The sequence below is a fragment of the uncultured Nostoc sp. genome (assembly GCF_964245575.1).
GTDB lineage: Bacteria > Cyanobacteriota > Cyanobacteriia > Cyanobacteriales > Nostocaceae > Nostoc.
This window is the reverse complement of record NZ_CAXTNP010000210.1, coordinates 1-14,280: the sequence shown is the minus strand read 5'-3', so window position 1 is coordinate 14,280 and position 14,280 is coordinate 1. Positions and strand designations below refer to the sequence as shown.

Here is a 14,280-nt window from a genome sequence, read left to right as displayed (position 1 = left end):
GTCCCAAGTATTGAGTCTCTACGAGTAATTCACCGAATCAAATCGGATTGCTATATATATGCTATTGCAAATTATTTGGATCAATACCTTGAGATTGTAAATAGGCAATTAGCCGTTCTTTTTGCTGGCGTTCCTGTTCGGCACGCTGGCGTTCCTGTTCAATTTGTTCCACTGCCCAAAGCAACAAATTACCTGCCTCATCCCACCAGCGCAACCAGTAACCAGTTCTGGCTTCTTTTGTTCCTTGCCAAGTTCCCAGAAATAAACCCATTGAATCAATCCAATGACGACCATTTTCATCCGGTTGCTTTAACTCGTAGCGGCTGTTTTCGAGTTGGTAAAATTCTAACAAACCGCCATTTGGGTCAAAAATTACGTAAATTGGAACTTGAAGAATCTGCTCATAAAAAAACCATTTTCCTGGTGGATAGGTTCGCTTAAAAGAGTATTCTCCACCCTCAGTATCAGATAGAAATTCCATTACAATTGCCGGAATATCTCCATCTAAATTGGGTGTATAGCTTTTGCGTTCTCCTAAAACTTGATTTACTGATGGCACATAAACCCAGTCGGGTGCTTTAGCTACAAATTGCTTGTTTATCGTTGCACAAAGTCCAAAATTCGAGGCTATCAACATCTGCGGTTGGATGAAACCACTTATCTCAAGGCTTTCGCGCAAAGCACCAGCCAATAGTGGCTGACCTGTATTTTCCACTGGTTCATCCTCTAACTGAAAATCTGCGGGCAACGCTTCCCAAGATATTATCAGTTCTATTGAAGATTTAGCTTCACCGAGTTGGGTTGTCATAAACACCCCTTTTTATTGATTTGTCTTTCTTTTGTCTTTATTTTATGGGCGATCGCAGTTATTTTACAATGTCGCCGTTTGGGATGCGATGCCTAACGCGAACAGCGTCTCCAAGAGTTGGCAAGCAAAGCCAACCCACAGGTGTAAAATACAAAAAAACCCCGGCGAAACTAACCGAGGTAAGAGAGAGAGGTATGAATGACGATGAGATACAGCGATACCGAAATCGAAAAATCTTAGCTAACGCTAAAACCAACCAAAACTAAAGTCGTGACTATTAAAGTAGCAAAAAGACTCTGTAAAACGTATTTACGTTGTTCCCAAATTGCCGGGTACTCGGCGTGGTACATCTTGGGTTCAGCTGCGTAGTTATTGATAATGCCGTCTTCATTTACAGTGGTATACATAGTTTTTTCTTTTTTTGTTTGTTTATGTAACTAAATTTAACAATATTGTTACAAAATGTCAATATGGCTTGACAAAAAAATGCTGATAAGCTGGGTAAAAATTACTTATCAGCCATAGGGGATTTAGGCGAAGCTGCTCCAACCGCCGAAAGCGCCATATTTTACGCAATTTAAAAAATTGCAAAATCTAAAATCCAAAATGGTATAAAAGAGTAGAAACACGTTCGCCTAGCGATTTCGCGTCTCCACTAGTAATCATATTTAGCGCTGCATCTGTTGCAATCATTTTTAGATGAAGTATAAATCTACATCTAATTATTTATTACTGCATCCAAAAGCACATTGGCATCAAAGCGGACTACATCAGTACAAGGTAGACCAGTTTCTGCTATTGTTTGAGCGATCGCATCCTCTGCCGCAGACTGATCTAAATGGGCTGTGTTAAGAGCAATACCCACTACAGGAACACTTCCAAAGGCACCACCAGCACTAGCAACAGTTTCATAAAGCCGAATCACCTCAGGTATTGGTGGAATTAGTACATCGGGATGATTACGTACATGAACTTGTCCCGCACGATGTACTAACAGCAGTTGGGTTGGTTGCGAACCACGGATTAGGGGTAAGGTTGCTGTTGAACCAGGGTGTAGCAGTGAACCTTGCCCTTCAATGTGCAGGATGTCGTGGTTTTTGCCATAGCGCATAACTATCTGTTCCACAGCACCGGCGGCAAAGTCTACCCGCACGGCATCTAAAGGCACGCCGTCCCCTTCTAACATCACCCCAGTTTGACCGGTGGCGAGGAATTTAGAACGCCAGCCTCGCTGTTTTGCTGCCCAATGTAACTCTAGACTAGTTGACATTTTACCGATCGCCATGTCGGTTCCCACTGTCAAAACCCGCCGACAGGAAAGGGTGCGTGCCATTCCACTAGCAATATTTATATTAGACGGCTCTTTGCGTACATCCCAAATTACTTGCCCTGGTTTGAGTAGTGCATTTAACTCTGGTATGTTCTCCATTGGTGTATGTAAACCATTTACCAGCGACATTCCAGCTTCTAAAGCGTCTTTGATTTCCACCCAGTAATCATCTGGTATGACACCACCTGCTGGGGCAATACCTATTACCAAAACTTCTGGCTTGTACTCAAGGGCTGCCGCTACCGATGCCACAATTGGCACATCACGCTTGATACCTGTTAATTCTGGTAGGGATTTGCCAACAGACTCGCGATCAATTACTGCTACGATTGGGGCTTCACTATAACGTAAAATTGCTAGCCCTGTTTTGCCGTGAGGCCCGCTAATTTGTTCATGAAGTAAAATAGCTACTCGTTGATTAAGTGGTAGACGCACTGTGTTGTACCCCCAAACCTGGTAAATCGTTTGGCAAAATTCTGCCTTCTTTTAGCAATGCACCCGTAAAGGGATCATCGATTAAATTGAGATGACTGTCTAAATCTAAATAATCAGCTAGTGGCGCTAACTGTAATGCTGCTGTATTAGCTAGCGAACTGTCAGAATAGCAACCAAACATTACTTGCAACGGATATGCTCGCGCTGTATGTACCATTCGCATTGCTTCGGTTAGTCCCCCTGATTTCATCAGTTTGATATTAATACCATCCACGTAGTTTGCCAAATGGGGAATATCGGAGCTTGTGAAGCAACTTTCATCGATAAAGATGGGCAGGGGAGAGTGTTCTTTGAGTTTTGCTAAACTTTTTTCTTGCCCCCGTGGTAATGGCTGTTCTACATATTTTATACCTAAATTAGCTAGCCAATTGCACATTGCGATCGCATCTTCTAAACTCCAACCCCCATTAGCATCAACAAAATATTCAAGTAATGGTGCTTCTTCTCGCACCGCTAAGAGCATTTTTTTATCTGTATCTATGCCATCTGGACTACCTAGCTTGACTTTGAAAAGGCGGACATCTGTAAATTGTAACCAGTCTCGCGCTCTCGCCCTAGCACCTTCAGGTGAATTAATCCCAATTGTGACTGAAGTCGGGACTATTTGATTGCGATCAAGTCCCCAAATTTGCCACAAGGGTAAACCTACGCACTTACCCAACCAGTCGTGCATTGCCATATCCAAGGCAGCTCTTGCAGCAGAAGGAACCTGGTTTTGTGTTAAAACTTGCTCAATTTCCTGTCGTTGTAAAGGGCTGAATGCTTGCAACAGTGGCACAACTTGCTGTAGGGCGTCTTTGATTGCATCAGTTGATTGCCGATGATTACCTACACCGAATGGCGACGCTTCCCCCCAGCCTTCGATCCCATCGTCTGAAATTCTCACCCATACATTAGTTGTCTGTGCTGTTGTACCCCGACTAATAGTCAACGGAAACCTTTTGTTTACTGTAAATAAATTTATATTTATTTGCATATTTGTTATACATATTATATTTTGCAAAAGCCAGTGTAAGTTCAAAGTTTAGATTATCAGATGCATCTGTTATACTTTTTTACATTCATTGCTTGATCACCAAAGATTTTATACATTCTTTTTATTTATGAACGACTTAAAAAAATGGAATACTTTAAAATAAAAAATGGTTTTAGATCACCCTTGGTGTCAGGTGAGGCAAGATGAAATAGAATTACCTAACGGTAAAATTATAGCTGATTATTTTGTCAGTATTAAGCCTGACGTTGCGATGGTTTTACCTATTACTAGTAGCAAAGAAATTCTTTTTGTCCGGCAATATAGACATGCAGTAGGTGAATTTTTCTTAGAATTGCCAGCAGGGAATTTTGACCCGACAAAAGAGAGTGCAGAAGTAGCAGCAATTAGAGAACTAAGAGAAGAAACTGGTTATATTCCCCAAAAATTGAGAAAAATCGGAACTCTATATGATAAGCCGAGTAAAGATACGAATCAAATACATTTATTTTTAGCAGAAAATGTGAACAAAGTTGGAGAGCAACAACTAGATATTACAGAAGAGATTGAAGTTGTATTAATTCCTGTAAAATCAGTTTTAGACAAAATTGCCCAAGGTGAAATTTCTGTGGCGGGAACTATTGCGGCTCTCTTCTTAGGTTTAAATTTTACTAATTATTAATAATCGTTGTATGTATCTTCTGTTTTGTAAAAAAATTCTTGAGACGAATCGTATCGTGAAGCTTTTACAGCAGATTTTTTGGGCATTTTGGCATAGAATAATATTAATAAAGTTTCCATATAATGTCCTCGTAAAAATGATATACAGAATTTTTCTGTATATCACTGTTACTATGCTAAAGACAGAGGGCAAGTGGCTAAATTCAAATTGGCGGTTCGTAACGTGGATGTTTTAATTGAGTCAACAAAAAGCTTTGAAAAGGATCTTGGCAGGCTAAGTGAAGATGAAAAAGCCACAACGGTTAAAAAAATTAATGATTGCGCCAGCCTTTTCCCAACTCAAAAAGCTGACGTTTATCGTAAGTTGCGTCGTCTTCCCCTACCGTCAGATATTAATGGCTATGAATCTTCGCTGTACACACTAAGAGTTTCGCAGAAACTAAAAATGATTTTGACAGTTGAGGAAGATCCAATTTTTGGGCAGGTTATTTTTACTCTTTTTCGAGTGGTCAAACACGATGACCTCGATAAGGCGTATAAAGGTGTGGCAGAGTCTTTGTATCAAGGCTTACTCCACCACAATCGAGAAACTGCCGGATCTTGTAAGTTGGTTTATGACACAAACCCTTACCCTCTGTGATCAATACGGAATTATTTATCAAGCCATGAAAATTTTGCCAGATGACGAGCTAAAGATTGCTTTTCTTGAAGCCTTGGCAGAACTTGAAGATAACGAGTGTCACAGAACAAGAAAATTTCCAAAAACGAGGCTGTACAAAGTAAAAGGTGTGAAGCAGGCAATTTATCGTGCTGATATCGATAAAGTCTCAGGTTGGCGCATCCACGTTCAATACATTAATGGGCAAATTCATCTCAAGGATATTATCGAGGGGCAAAGACACGATGATGTAATTGAGGTGATTAAATTTAAAAAGGCACGCTATGAGTAATTCTCTGTATTAAGTAGCACCATACCTAAAAAAGTCTCTGCACCAGAATGCCTAAATATTTGTTGTTTTGTCATAAAAGGAGAATTAATATGGATGAGTTTATGGAAGCTGCTATTCAAGAAGCAAAACAAGGCAGACAAGAAGGTGGAATTCCCATTGGTTCGGTTCTCGTCAAGCATGGCAATATTATTGGCAGAGGACACAATAAACGTGTACAAGAGGCAGATCCCGTCACCCACGCTGAAATCGATTGTCTCCGTAATGCTGGGAGAGTTGGCAGCTACAGAGGTACTACACTCTATTCAACTTTAATGCCGTGCTACCTGTGCGCTGGGGCAGTGGTACAATTTGGTATTAAGAAAGTCATCGTCGGAGAATCCAGAACTTTTCCTGGTGCTAAAGAATTTATGGTATCTCACGGTGTGGAAGTAATTGATCTTAATCTTGACGATTGCGAACAAATGATGAGTGAGTTTATTGAAACTAACCCGGAACTTTGGAATGAAGATATCGGTAAATAGACGCGATTAATCGCGTCTGTACAGGGGTTTGGAGTTGCCCGCGTCTTGATGACTTTTTATAGGAGAATTATGGTAGGAGCGATCGCTATCTAAAAGGTCACCAAGCTTTTAACCGAGACAAAAAAGTTACCTCCACACGGAGACTCATCACTCCTAACCTAGCAAAAGTGTGCTGTTATTATCAATCAGCGTCAGAGTTCCATTATTAGCCATATTTGGGTTGGGCTGCGCCGATGCACCATAGGACTGAATGTAACGCCGCACTTCTAGGGGAAAGTGGGGGTAATCTAATACTGCATCTCCATCGGCAATAGTTGCCCAGAACTCGCGCAAACTAGGAGCTAATTCTTTTGCCTGTGATAATGGTAAGTTTAATGGAGAGTGAGTTAGTAGCTTGATTAAGAAGGGGAAAGAGCGATCGCCCATCCACCGCCGCGATGACTGTTGCAAGTCGGGGAACTCAGGCACTGACTCTACTCGATGGGATAAAATTTGCAACGATTCTTTACCTTGGTTATCCCGATGAAACTCTAGCACCCGATAAGGGTGAGGATAGCTCACTAAAGAACCAGTGGTAATATCATATACTCCATCTGAGTAAGCAATATCCTGAACGTGCAAATGTCCTGTAAACACTAGCTTGACTCCGTAGCGCCTTAGCAATTGCAATAGTTCTGCTGAATTCGCCAACATATAGCGATTTGCCAATGGATGGCTTGATTGATTGGGCAAATGCTCCACTACATTATGATGCACCATCACCAGAACTAATTCATCAGCAGATGCCGCCAGCACCTCTTCTAACCACCGTAGCTGTTTGGCATCCAAACACCCCACTTGCTCACCCTGCTCATTAAAAGAGTTAGAATTCAGTCCAATCAGCTTAACTCCAGGCAATAACTGACGAATGTAGTAAATCTGTTGGGGATCTTCGTAGCCAAACTTAGTGTAATAGTAGGGAAAATCCGCGAAAGCAATTGATTGTTGATCAGCCAACAGCACAGGAACGTCATGATTACCAGGAACAACATAGACAGGAAAAGGTAGCTGGGCTAAATATTGTTGCAACCAGGCGTGGTTCTCTGGTTCGCCGTGCTGGGTTAAATCTCCTGGCAACAACAAGAAATCTAAATCGAGTTGTGTTAAATGTTCTAGTACACTTTGAAACGCCGAGATACTGACTTCTACTAGATGGAATCGGCTGGGATGATCCCAGATTGTGTGGGGAAGTGCCAGGTGTAAGTCACTGACTACCGCAAAGCGAAAATTGAGAGCCATTGATTTATGAAAATGTTAAAAGCAGAGGTTAAAACAAGCCTTTTCCCAAAAGTATAACGCTTGCTTTGTTTCCCTGTGTAGGAGTGCGTCTACTTAATATTTGTATACATTAAGCGTCAATCACACGCGAAAAAAGACCTATAGCGCTCAAGAACACTCCAAGTGCAAATGACAAGCGTTTGTTGCTTAAATAGCCCTGCTTAAAGAAAGTGAAAGTTGTCTATCTCAATCAGTGTGGAATAAAAAGTGAAACTAGGGAGTAAAATATATGAACAAATTAAAACTTACTTGACTCAGAGCAAATATATGTTGAGTATACTTTGGGGTATTGTTGTACTGATTGCTTTTTGGGCATTAGGACTGGTACTTCATAATATTGCCGGAAATTTAATTCATGCAGTGTTGCTTTTAGCCATTGCCCAAGAATCTATAATTTTTTCAAAGCGCGTGATATATGAATAAATAACTCGTGACATTTTTACTACTTCAAGTTTAGCTAGTTAAATTAGATACATCAGCTTGAGATGTCAGCGTAGATTTTTTGAAAAGATTGATTTTTCGGGAATTATTATCTGGTCGATATAAGCTGAAACAAGATAACAATTCTACGCCGTCGCTGGCACTAAATTTTGAAAATTCAAATAGAAGAATAAGTGATAATGGCGAATCTCAGAGATACAGAAAATGGATGGTCGCAGTTAACTCGTGGTGCGCCATTGGCAGTAATGGTAGCTGTTGCACTCTACATCCTATACCAACTTTTACCAGTATTAGAACTTTTAGTTGTTGCAGCATTGATTGCTTTAATTTTGCGAACGCTATTACGGTTTTTGCAAAAGTTAGTCAAATCACAGGATGTTGCTGTTCTGCTACTAATTGGATTAATCGTTGGATTCATTGTAGTATTAGCTACTGTAGTCTTACCTAGTGTGACATTTGAATCTCAAAAATTAATAAAAACATTACCAACTTATCTCAATAGATTGACAGGAGATGTAGAGCAACTGCGTCAGAAATTCACTTTTATTCCGGACATTTCCCAAGCACTAATACAATTACGGAACTTGACTGACCAGTTACTGGGTGGAGTACCAGTTTTCTTAGGTGAAGCTTTGAGTTTAACCGTGGAGTTGGTAGCGACGTTAATTCTAGCGCTTTACATGGCTTACGATCCTAATTCCTTAGTGAAAGGGATTTTAAGATTAGTACCAAGGCGACATCATCAGCGGTTTAAACGAATTCTTAAGGCTTGCGAGACAAGATTACGGGGTTGGATTTTTGGGACAGGGATAGCGATGATATTTCTGGGTGCTGGAGCAACTTTTGGACTTTTGATTTTGGGGGTTCCCTCAGCCCTGCCATTTGGGATTATTGCAGGTTTATTTGAAATAATTCCTTACTTTGGTTCGGTTATTGGTGCTTTTTTACCAGCATTAGTAGCATTGAGTATTTCACCGCTAAAGCTAGTATTTGTGTTGATACTTTTCTTTGTAATGAATCAAATAGATGCCCATGTTGTTCAGCCTGTGGTGATGGGTCAGCAAGTTAATATCCATCCGGTGATGGTGATTGTAACATTTCTGGTGATGGGTAAGCTATTTGGATTTATTGGTGTGCTGCTTGCAGTGCCTGCGGCGGCAGTGATAATTACGCTTATTGATGAGTTTACGCTTGAAGAACCTGCTTTAGAGGAAGTAGGAATTGAAAGTAAAATAGATGTTAAATCGAACGACTAACTAAGCAATTTTTCAGCAAATGTTTGATCCACTTTTGTGTGCTATAACTAAATGCCAAAACGCATAACATTGAGATTTACACATTGGTAAAAAGTTAGGCATAGTTATAACCAAAAATTATCCACTAACTGGCTGGTTGGGACACTGGAGTTTTTTAGAGCCAAGGCGATCGCCTTTGGTAAACAACCTTTTGAGATTGCGGGATGTCCAATAAGCTAGCTAGAGAGGTAGTCTTTTAATATTATGTTGACAAAAGGGAAACTATATGAATGTGAGCAAAACGCCTATTTTGGGTTAATTCGATAAAATAACTTAGCAGATCAGCAAGGAACAGGTTTAGAATCATGCCTCAAGCTAGTATTGGGATTATTGGTGGTAGTGGTCTGTATAAAATGGATGCGCTTAAAGATTTAGAAGAGGTGCGAGTCGAGACTCCTTTTGGTTCACCATCTGATGCTTTGATTCTGGGGACATTGGATGGAACACGGGTAGCTTTTTTGGCGCGTCATGGACGCAATCATACGCTTTTACCCTCTGAGTTACCGTTTCGCGCTAATATCTATGCAATGAAGCAATTGGGTGTGAAGTATTTAATTTCAGCTAGTGCTGTGGGTTCCTTGAAAGAAGAGGCGAAACCACTGGATATGGTAGTGCCAGATCAGTTTATAGACAGAACGAAAAATCGGATTTCAACGTTTTTCGGTGAGGGAATTGTTGCTCACATTGCTTTTGGCGATCCAATTTGTAAGAATTTGGCTGGTGTGTTGGCAGATGCGATCGCATCTCTCAATTTACCAGAAGTTACTCTCCATCGCGGCGGCACTTATGTGTGCATGGAAGGGCCAGCTTTTTCCACAAAGGCGGAATCGAATCTTTACCGCAGTTGGGGTGCAACAATCATTGGGATGACGAATTTACCAGAGGCGAAGTTGGCAAGGGAAGCCGAAATTGCATACTCAACTTTAGCGCTGGTAACAGATTATGATTGTTGGCATCCAGATCATGACAGTGTAACGGTGGAATTGGTGATTGGCAATTTGCTGCGGAATGCTGTGAATGCTCAAAAGGTGATTCAAGAAACTGTGCGACGGTTGAGTGAAAATCCACCGCCGAGTGAGGCGCATTCGGCGTTGCAGTATGCGATTTTGACTCAGTTGGATAAAGCACCAGCCGCGACGAAGGAAAAGTTAGGGTTATTGTTGCAGAAGTATTTATAGTATAAAAATTCCGAATCCAGAATCCAGAATCCAGAATTTATAAGACTTGAAGACCCCAATTTCATAATTTGAAGAAAATCAAACAGCCTTACCACCCTTGATTTTCCAGCCATTCTGACTCCTGATTTCTGTACAGACGCGATTAATCGCGTCTCCTGAATTCTTACAAAATAACTAATGACAAATGACAGACAAGACCTCGCTGATATAATACCTGTCTATGTTTGATAACGTCTGTCGCTTTTTAGCAGAGTCATTTTCAGCCGATTTCGCCACCTGGTTACTTGGCGAATCTATTGCACTCACCCAACTCAGTCCATCAGAATTATCCCTCGAACCGATTCGAGCAGATGCGTTAATTCTGTTACAGTCAGATGAAATTGTTCTGCATATCGAATTTCAAACCGAAGCAAAAGCCGAAATTCCTTTTCGGATGAGTGATTATCGATTAAGGGTGTATCGCAGATTTCCCCAAAAGCGAATGCATCGAGTTGTCATTTACCTGCAACCTACCACATCTGAATTAGTCCAACAAACAGCTTTTGTTTTAGAAAATACCCGTCATGAATTTGGAGTCATTCGTCTTTAGGAACAACCAAGCGAGATATTTTTAAATACTCCTGGTTTGTTACCGTTCGCAACCCTCAGTCAAACTGGGGATAAAACGCGAACATTACAACAGGTTACTGAAGCTATTGAGCAAATAAACGATACCCGAACACAAAATAATATTGCTGCGTCAACGGCAGTGAAAGCTTAGGGTTAGTATTAAACAAGGAACTGATTAAAAGGTTATTACGGAGTGATGCTATGCGCGAGTCTGTAATTTATCAGGATATCCAGCAGGAAAAAGCTTTATCGATTGTTATCCGACTACTTCGCCGTAAAGTCGGAACTGTTCCACCTGCACAACTATTGAAAATTCAAGCTTTAGACTCAACACAATTGGATAATTTAGCAGAGGCTTTACTTGATTTTTCGAGTTTAACCGATTTAGAAGCTTGATTAGCACAAAATCAAAATTAATACAGCAGAATTGCAGTACTGCTCTGTTAAGAAAATTTGTAGGCTGGGTTGAGGAACGAAACCCAACCTACATTGGAGTTATTTTTTAGGCTTAACCGAACAGTATTGAGCAGAATTAGGGAATTCTCCGAGTCAGAATAGTTTCTTAAATTAGAGCAAAAGTGATGTCTACGACGGGCGTAGCTGTGGCACTATTATGTGAAATTATACAGGCGATCGCTCATTACTAAAATTTGCGTCCCCCCGTCTTTGCCTCCTATGAACTACCTCGTCCATCTTCTTAGATGGGCCGGGGAAGTTCATTATTAACACCCCGCCACCCATGCAAAACCGGCATAGTAAACAATCCCCACGCCAAACCTGTAATCAACCCAAAAGGCGTAACCAGATAGTTATTAAAACTCCACAAACCAAAAATCTGTGCTGCTAATTCCAAAGGATAAGCCATCATCAGCACACTTGCGATCGCCACACCACTCCAGCCATACTGATTCAACCAGTAAAAACCTTTACCACCAGTTAGTCCATACAGCAGACGAGTAATCAGCAAACCCGTGACAGTGCCATAGCACCGCATACACACAGCCATAATAAACGGTGGTGCAAAATCTAACCCCATAGTTGGTTGTGGACAGACATGATTACCCATGAAATAAATGATGTCCGCAATCTCTGGAAGCAAAGACACTCCAGACGCAGCCAAAAAGGGAGCAATCGGCGGGCCAAAAACCATCCCTACCAACAAGAAATCAGCAATCAAACTGATCCAATTAACCTGCAACTCTTCACTGAAAGCTACTCTTGTCATCTCCCTTTCTCTGCGCCTGAAGTGGTTTATTTTCTTAACCTACCTTATTAACATAAGGACTTGTCAATTTATCCAACTGCTGAATCAACAGACTGAGGAACAATCCCACATCTGTCACCACACCTACCGATTCTACAGAACCGCGATCGCTTAACTTAGTCACCACAGCTGGATTAATATCCACACACACCATTTTCACCCCCGCCGGAGTCATATTCCCCACGCCAATGGAGTGCAGCATTGATGACAGCATTAAAATCATCTCCGCACCTACTAGGTGTTTAGCATATTCCTCCTGTGCTTGAATCAAATCCATTACGGTATCAGGCAAAGGCCCGTCATCCCGAATCGATCCCGCAAGCACAAAAGGCACATTATTGTGGACACACTCATACATCACGCCACTTTTAATTGCCCCCGCCTCCACAGCTTTGGGAATGCTACCATAACGGCGGATACTATTAATTACCTTCAGGTGATGGCGGTGTCCACCATGCACGGCGACACCCCGCTTCATGTCTACACCCAAGGAAGTGCCCATGATATTTTGCTCGATGTCGTGAACTGCGATCGCATTACCACCCAGTAGCGCCTGTACGTATCCTTCCCGAACCAGTTGCGCTAGGTGTTCGCCGCCACCAGTGTGAATCACCACCGGCCCAGCCGTGACAACTACCTTACCACCAGCATCGCGGATTTTCCGTAATTCCCAAGCCACTTGCTCAACAACTAATTCCACACGCCGTTCGCTGGAAACCCCCGCCGACATAAAGCTGAATTCTTGGGTGCTGCGTAGTTCCCGCGATTCAGTTTTGCGGATGGTGCGGATACCTAGCACGTCTACAATTACCTGTTCGCCAACTTTTAAATCGCGTAGTATTTTACACCGAGCGACGAAGCCATTGGCTGTTTGGGTAATTGCGATCGCGCCATCCATGCGTTGATTTTCCACCTTCACCCACTGACCATTAATTCGCACTTCAGTAGGATAAATTGTACTGACGTAGAAATCATCGGGCGCAACCCCATCTTGAATTACCGGCTCTAGTTTAGCGTCTCGCTCATCATGGGGTAAATCTACAGCACCCAATTCAATCAACCGAGAGATGATTTCTTCCATCACCTCATGGGATGGCGCTGATACCCTAACCTCGGCGGCTGAGGTACTTTGGCGCTGTTCTCCCAAATTAAAATTCAGGACTTTGAAGCTTCCCCCAGCGTCTATAATCAAATCTAAAGCGCGGTTAATTAAGCCTGCGTCGAGCAAGTGTCCCTCCATGCGAATGACACGGCTTTCTACCGAGACATTGGCATGAATTTCATCTCTAACTGGTTCTGTTACCCGCAAAGTTAAGCATTTAGCCGCACCACCAGCTTTGAGAAATTCGGTAAGCGGTGTTTCCAGCACTTGGAAACCTGCATCTGCAAGGCGGGTTTTCAAAGCATCACTCGCCTTGTTCATGATGACGATGCTATCTACATTCACCGCATTACAAGCGAAGTTGACTGCATCAGCCTCTTCAAGTGCGATTCGCTTTTCAGGTGCAACTCGCATTTCGATTAAGCGGTTGGAGTAAGAATCAAAAGCGCCTGGATAATATAGCAAATAGCCATTTGCTAGGGGACAAAAACAGGTATCTAAGTGATAGAAACGTTCGTCTATGAGTCGCAGGGATAGCACCTCAATATCCAGCCATTTAGCTAAATAAGGGTGAGAATCTAATTCTGAGCGGAAACCGTATCCCGCCCATAACCAGCGTCCTTCTCGATCCAGTAGTGCGTCCCCTGCTCCCTCAAAGGGCAAATCTTTGGGAAGTTCATTGACTGTATAACCATTTGCCTCAAACCATTGTTTGAAGAAAGGTTCCTCTCCCTGACGTTCTTTATGTAAAAAACGACTGAGGACGACATTATCCCCCAGTACCAAGCCAGCGTTGGCGGTAAAAACCAAATCAGGCCAACCTTTTTCAGGTGGTACTAAGTCTACAATGGCGTGTTGTTTAAGGATCTGGTGTAGTTCCTGCCACTGTTCCACGGCGCGATCGCGCGATGACTTGTGAATATTCCCTTCCATCCAAGGATTAATCACATAGTCCACATCGTAATGGTCAGGAGGGCACATCAAAAAGCGAATACGGGAAGTCATAAAAATCTTACAAGCGTTTTATATGCTACAAGCCTACTTGGGATCAGATTTTCGATTTACTGACATTCGGTAAAATCTGCTACTAGAGCTTCTATCTTTTGATAGTTGAAGGCTTTACAAAGGCTTCGTTCTTAATTCTATTACTGGAAGATGGTAATAAGTAGAGAAGGTGGCAAAAGTCATTTGTCATTAGTATTCTCGCCCTGCTCCCCCTGCCCCCGTTCGGCTACGCTCTCGTCTTGCCTGCCCCCTGCCCTCATCATTTTTGGGTGCGATCGCTAGCTTAGTCTCCTCAATAAACTAGACTCAGC

14 protein-coding genes and 1 pseudogene are annotated in these 14,280 nt (G+C 42.1%); 8 read left to right on the top strand and 7 right to left on the bottom strand.

Going from position 1 to position 14,280, the window contains the following annotated elements; genetic code table 11:
* Positions 1-61 precede the first annotated feature (61 nt).
* The 4 genes from ACFFAP_RS26985 to ACFFAP_RS26970 all read right to left on the bottom strand — a co-directional run bounded on the left by ACFFAP_RS26985 (position 62) and on the right by ACFFAP_RS26970 (position 3,609).
* Positions 62-808, bottom strand: coding sequence for a Uma2 family endonuclease (locus ACFFAP_RS26985; RefSeq protein ID WP_375514114.1), 747 nt, complete (start codon positions 806-808; stop codon positions 62-64).
* A 236-nt stretch (positions 809-1,044) separates the two neighbouring features.
* Positions 1,045-1,215: a photosystem II assembly protein Psb34 gene (psb34, locus tag ACFFAP_RS26980; protein WP_375514113.1), complete on the bottom strand. Its 171-nt coding sequence runs from the start codon at positions 1,213-1,215 to the stop codon at positions 1,045-1,047.
* 311 nt (positions 1,216-1,526) lie between these two features.
* Positions 1,527-2,573 carry a DUF1611 domain-containing protein gene (locus ACFFAP_RS26975; protein WP_375514112.1) on the bottom strand — a complete coding sequence of 349 codons (1,047 nt, stop codon included), beginning with the start codon at positions 2,571-2,573 and terminating at the stop codon, positions 1,527-1,529.
* A complete protein-coding gene (locus tag ACFFAP_RS26970; RefSeq protein ID WP_375514111.1) occupies positions 2,557-3,609 on the bottom strand; it encodes a dipeptide epimerase in 1,053 nt (350 codons plus the stop codon). The genes ACFFAP_RS26975 and ACFFAP_RS26970 overlap by 17 nt, the downstream gene beginning before the upstream one ends.
* A gap of 166 nt (positions 3,610-3,775) precedes the next feature.
* Here ACFFAP_RS26970 and ACFFAP_RS26965 point away from each other — a divergent pair, with 166 nt between their 5' ends.
* From ACFFAP_RS26965 to ACFFAP_RS26950, 4 genes are all read left to right on the top strand, one after another.
* Positions 3,776-4,288, top strand: coding sequence for an NUDIX hydrolase (locus ACFFAP_RS26965; RefSeq protein WP_375514110.1), 513 nt, complete (start codon positions 3,776-3,778; stop codon positions 4,286-4,288).
* 192 nt (positions 4,289-4,480) lie between these two features.
* On the top strand, positions 4,481-4,927 hold the full coding sequence (locus tag ACFFAP_RS26960) for a hypothetical protein (protein WP_375514109.1): 447 nt from the start codon (positions 4,481-4,483) through the stop codon (positions 4,925-4,927).
* Positions 4,902-5,237, top strand: coding sequence for a hypothetical protein (locus tag ACFFAP_RS26955; protein WP_375514108.1), 336 nt, complete (start codon positions 4,902-4,904; stop codon positions 5,235-5,237). Before ACFFAP_RS26960 ends, ACFFAP_RS26955 begins: the two co-directional genes overlap by 26 nt.
* An 89-nt stretch (positions 5,238-5,326) precedes the next feature.
* The gene (locus ACFFAP_RS26950) at positions 5,327-5,758 is read left to right on the top strand and encodes a nucleoside deaminase (protein WP_375514107.1); all 432 of its coding nucleotides are present in this window, start codon (positions 5,327-5,329) and stop codon (positions 5,756-5,758) included.
* A gap of 153 nt (positions 5,759-5,911) precedes the next feature.
* Here ACFFAP_RS26950 and ACFFAP_RS26945 read toward each other — a convergent pair whose 3' ends face one another.
* A complete protein-coding gene (locus tag ACFFAP_RS26945; RefSeq protein WP_375514106.1) occupies positions 5,912-7,036 on the bottom strand; it encodes a metallophosphoesterase family protein in 1,125 nt (374 codons plus the stop codon).
* A 246-nt stretch (positions 7,037-7,282) separates the two neighbouring features.
* Here ACFFAP_RS26945 and ACFFAP_RS26940 point away from each other — a divergent pair, with 246 nt between their 5' ends.
* The 4 genes and pseudogenes from ACFFAP_RS26940 (at position 7,283) to ACFFAP_RS26925 (ending at position 10,994) form a co-directional block, all read left to right on the top strand.
* The gene (locus ACFFAP_RS26940; protein ID WP_375514105.1) at positions 7,283-7,498 is read left to right on the top strand and encodes a DUF5670 family protein; all 216 of its coding nucleotides are present in this window, start codon (positions 7,283-7,285) and stop codon (positions 7,496-7,498) included.
* Between the two features lie 197 nt (positions 7,499-7,695).
* Positions 7,696-8,772, top strand: a complete 1,077-nt coding sequence (locus ACFFAP_RS26935) for an AI-2E family transporter (protein ID WP_375514104.1) — start codon at positions 7,696-7,698, stop codon at positions 8,770-8,772.
* Positions 8,773-9,116: 344 nt separating this feature from the next.
* The gene (locus ACFFAP_RS26930; RefSeq protein ID WP_375514103.1) at positions 9,117-9,989 is read left to right on the top strand and encodes an S-methyl-5'-thioadenosine phosphorylase; all 873 of its coding nucleotides are present in this window, start codon (positions 9,117-9,119) and stop codon (positions 9,987-9,989) included.
* Positions 9,990-10,209: 220 nt separating this feature from the next.
* A pseudogene (locus ACFFAP_RS26925) lies at positions 10,210-10,994 on the top strand (Rpn family recombination-promoting nuclease/putative transposase).
* A gap of 301 nt (positions 10,995-11,295) precedes the next feature.
* Here the strand turns inward: ACFFAP_RS26925 and ACFFAP_RS26920 are convergent.
* Both ACFFAP_RS26920 and ACFFAP_RS26915 read right to left on the bottom strand, forming a co-directional pair.
* Complete coding sequence (locus ACFFAP_RS26920; RefSeq protein ID WP_375514102.1) at positions 11,296-11,823, bottom strand: DUF2085 domain-containing protein; 528 nt, start codon at positions 11,821-11,823, stop codon at positions 11,296-11,298.
* 34 nt (positions 11,824-11,857) lie between these two features.
* Positions 11,858-13,969: a TIGR00300 family protein gene (locus ACFFAP_RS26915; protein ID WP_375514101.1), complete on the bottom strand. Its 2,112-nt coding sequence runs from the start codon at positions 13,967-13,969 to the stop codon at positions 11,858-11,860.
* Positions 13,970-14,280: the final 311 nt, after the last annotated feature.